This is a genomic window from Stenotrophomonas sp. 2YAF22 (assembly GCF_052114665.1).
Classification (GTDB): Bacteria; Pseudomonadota; Gammaproteobacteria; order Xanthomonadales; family Xanthomonadaceae; genus Stenotrophomonas; species Stenotrophomonas indicatrix.
This window is the reverse complement of the sequence record NZ_JBFRFE010000452.1, coordinates 1-3,570: the sequence shown is the minus strand read 5'-3', so window position 1 is coordinate 3,570 and position 3,570 is coordinate 1. Positions and strand designations below refer to the sequence as shown.

Annotated in this window: 4 protein-coding genes; 1 reads left to right on the top strand and 3 read right to left on the bottom strand. The window is 68.5% G+C overall.

The window, feature by feature from the left end; all coding sequences use genetic code 11:
• On the bottom strand, window positions 1–334 hold a 334-nt coding region (gene zapE, locus AB4Y84_RS16265; protein ID WP_442250445.1), incomplete at its 3' end, for an AFG1/ZapE family ATPase.
• The gene (locus AB4Y84_RS16260; protein WP_442243999.1) at window positions 331–1,002 is read right to left on the bottom strand and encodes an alpha/beta hydrolase; all 672 of its coding nucleotides are present in this window, start codon (window positions 1,000–1,002) and stop codon (window positions 331–333) included. The genes zapE and AB4Y84_RS16260, both read right to left, overlap by 4 nt.
• Before the next feature lie 43 nt (window positions 1,003–1,045).
• Here AB4Y84_RS16260 and AB4Y84_RS16255 point away from each other — a divergent pair, with 43 nt between their 5' ends.
• Entirely contained in the window at window positions 1,046–1,903 is an 858-nt protein-coding gene (locus AB4Y84_RS16255) for an EamA family transporter (RefSeq protein WP_312786610.1), read from the top strand.
• A 57-nt stretch (window positions 1,904–1,960) separates the two neighbouring features.
• On the opposite strand, the gene AB4Y84_RS16250 is transcribed toward AB4Y84_RS16255, so the two are convergent.
• Complete coding sequence (locus AB4Y84_RS16250) at window positions 1,961–3,400, bottom strand: ExeM/NucH family extracellular endonuclease (protein ID WP_442250444.1); 1,440 nt, start codon at window positions 3,398–3,400, stop codon at window positions 1,961–1,963.
• Between the last annotated feature and the right edge of the window lie 170 nt (window positions 3,401–3,570).

Below are 3,570 nucleotides of genomic sequence, written 5' to 3'. Positions count from 1 at the left end.
GGTGCTCGCGCAGGCGCTCGTGGACGTTGCGCATGAACCGATGGAAGTGGGTGCGGTACTTCTGCTTGATCGGCAGGCCGTCGTAGAACAGGTCAACCAGGAAGGTCTTGCCGCGGCCGACGCCGCCCCAGAAGTACAGGCCCTTGACCGGCTCGGGCTTCTTCCAGAACGAGGACAGGCGGTCCAGCCAGCCGTCCTCGGCGCTGTCCACTAGGGCCAGATGGATCCGGTCCAGCTCGGCCAGGGCCGCATGCTGGGCCGGGTCGTTCTGCCAATCGCCGCGTTCCACCCCGGCCGCATAACGCTGCGTCGGGGTCAGTTCCACCTCGCTCATGCCGCCGTGCCCAGCCAATGCTTGACGCCGTGGGTGAGCGCGCCGCGCAGGTCGATCAGCTTGCGGTGGAAGAAGTGGCTGGTTTCGGGCATGCGCACCAGTTCATGCGGGGCATCGAGGGTGTCCAGCCACTGGAACACGGCCTGCGGGTCGACGATTTCATCCCGCTCGCCCTGGATCACCAGCCAGCGGGCCGGCGGCGCGATGCCATCGAAGTCCCAACGGCCCGCCGGCGGCGCGATCGAGATCAGCGCTTCGGGCTGCAGCTCGGCGGCAGCCTTCAGCGAAACGAACGCGCCGAAGCTGAAACCGGCCAGCCACAGGCGGTCGTCCGGGCGCTGCTGGCGGACCCAGGCGGTGACGGCCTTGAGGTCCTCCTGCTCGCCCACGCCATGGTCGAATTCACCGGCAGAGCCGCCGACGCTGCGGAAGTTGAAGCGCACCGTGGCAATGCCCAGCTCGCGCAGGGTGGTGGCGGTCATGGTGACCACCTTGTTGTGCAGGGTGCCGCCTTCGGTGGACAGCGGATGGCAGATGACGGCCACGATCGGCTGCATCGGCACATCGGCCTTGGGCAGGTCGACGACCACTTCCAGCGGACCAACCGGGCCATCCAGCACCAGGCATGCGGTTTCGCCAGCGGCGACAGGGAACGAGGGCTTGTGCATGGCACCATGATAACGTCCCCCGCCCCAGCCCTGTGCCCGCCCCATGTTCTACCTGTCCCTGGCCGTGATCTGCAGTGTGCTGGTTTCGGTGTTGTTGAAGCTGGCTGGCCGTCGCCAGCTGGATGTTGCACAGATGGTGACCTGGAACTATCTGGTCGCCGCGACGATGACAGCAGTGGTGTTGCAGCCGCCGCTGGACGCCTTGCGCGCCCCGCATGCGCCGTGGGTTTCGCTGCTGGCACTGGCGGTGGTGCTGCCCTCGATCTTCCTGGTGCTGGGCCGCGCGGTGGCGGTGGCCGGCATCGTCCGCAGTGACGTGGCGCAGCGCTTGTCGCTGCTGCTGTCGCTGGCGGCGGCGTTCCTGTTCTTCGGGCAGACCGCAACGCCGTGGAAGCTGGTCGGGCTGGGCCTGGGCCTGCTGGCGATGGTGGCCATCAGCCTGCGCTCGCGCGGTCCCGCGGTGGCCGCTTCAGCCGGCGGCTGGGGCTGGTTGCTGGCCGTGTGGGCCGGCTTTGCGGTGGTGGATGTGCTGCTGAAGCAGGTGGCGCTGTCGGGCACGCCGTCGATGGCCGCGGTGCTGGCCAGTTTCAGCGTGGCCTTCGTACTGATGCTGGCGCTGCAGTTGTGGCGGCATTTCAGTGGGCGCAGCCGCCTGGCCTGGCGCAACCTGGGTGCGGGTGCACTGCTGGGCCTGCTCAATGGCGGCAACATCCTGTTCTACGTGCATGCGCACCAGTCGATGCCGGACAGCCCGGCCACCGTGTTCGCCGGCATGAACATCGGCGTAGTGGTGCTGGGTGCGCTGGTGGGTGTGTTCGCCTTCGGCGAGCCGACCACGCGCTGGAACCGGGCCGGCCTGGCGCTGGCGGTGCTGGCGATCGGGTTGATCGCCTGGGGGTAAGTGATGCCCGGGGTCAGAGCCCATTCCGTGGGAATGGGATCCGACCCCGGCGAGGGCTTACTTGTCGAAGCCCAGCAGCAGCGGGTCGTGGTCGGAGCTGCGCCACGGGCCCTGCACGTTGCGGCCCTGGTAGCCGCTGGCGTCCTGCTCGTCGGCATTGCTGTGCCACTCGGCGGCGCCGGCGAGTCGCTTGACCATGGTCGGGCTGAGCAGCGCGTGATCGAGGCGGCCGGTGTAGCCGTTGTAGACGTAGCTGTAGGGCTGTTCGACCTTGGCCACCTTGAAGGCATCCTGCCAGCCCAGGTCGTGCAGGGTGCGGATCGGATCTTCCATCGCGTAGGCGTTGAAGTCGCCCATCAGCACCACGTCCTTCACCTTCAGGCGCGCGGCTTCGGCCTGCACCCAGGTGTGGAGCTGCCTGGCCGATTCCACGCGGGTGGCGTTCCAGCAGCCCTGCCCGTCATTGCGGTCGGCGTCGGCGCCACTGGCATCACGGCAGCCCTTGGACTTGAAGTGGTTGGCGACCACCATGAACGGTGCGCCCTTGCCCTGGAAGGCCTGTGCCAGCGGCGCACGRCTGTGTTCGACGAAGGGACCGTCGAGCTTGGTCAGCGGCGTGCCGAGCGGCTTGAATTCGCTCTTGCGGTAGATGATGCCGACGCGGATCGGATTGCTGCCGGGGCCTTGGCCGGCATCGACGAACGCCCACTGTTTGTCTGCGGCGAGGCTGGCATTGAGCGCATCCACCAGTTCGGCGATGGCCGACTGCGGGCCATAACCGTCGTTCTCCAGTTCCATCAGCGCGGCGATGTCGGCGCCCAGCGCGTTGACGGTGGCGACCAGCTTGCCGACCTGCGCCTTGTGCTCGTCCAGCGTGCGCGCGCCGCGCAGGGTCGGGAACCCACCGCCCTTGCCGTCACCATTGAAGAAATTCTCCAGGTTGAACGCGGCGATATGCAGGCTGCCGGGCACGGTCGGCACGGCCGGGCGCTGCAGGTCAGGCAGCTTCAGTACACCATCCACCTGCAGGCTGGGCCGGCCCTGCGCGTCCACGCGCACGGTGCCTTCCACGTTGCGCAGCTGCATGCCGGTACGCAGCACCGGGTTGCCCGGCAGGTAGGCGACGCTGGCCGGATCACGCACATTGCTGCCATCGTCCAGCAGCAGGCGGCGGCGCTGGTTGTCGGCCATCACCTGTTCGATCCCGGCACTGCCGGGCGCGGCCACTTCGGTCGGCTGCCACAGGCGGCCATCGAAGGCGACGGTGAGCTGGCCGAAGCGTTCCAGGCCATCGGTGCCGGCCAGGGTGAGCGGCGCGGCGATGCGCACGTGCTGTCCATCCAGTGCACGCCAGTCGGCCGGCGCGGCGGCCAGGGTGACGGTGGCTGGGCTGCGTGGCGCAGGCGCCGAGGTCGGCGCAACCTGTGGCTGGGCCTGGGCGAAAGCGGATGCCGGCATCAGCAGGGACAGGGCAAGGGCGAGGGAACGGCGACGCATCGACAGACGACTCCACGGAAGAGGCGCACAGACTAACCCTGAAATGCGAAACCCCGCCTGCGCAGCGGGGTTCCGGCCTTGGTGGGCAAAGCCGGGTAGTGCCGGCCGCTGGCCGGCAACCTCATGACCTTCACGCGATGCGTGGCTGCCGGCCAGCGGCCCCAGCGGCC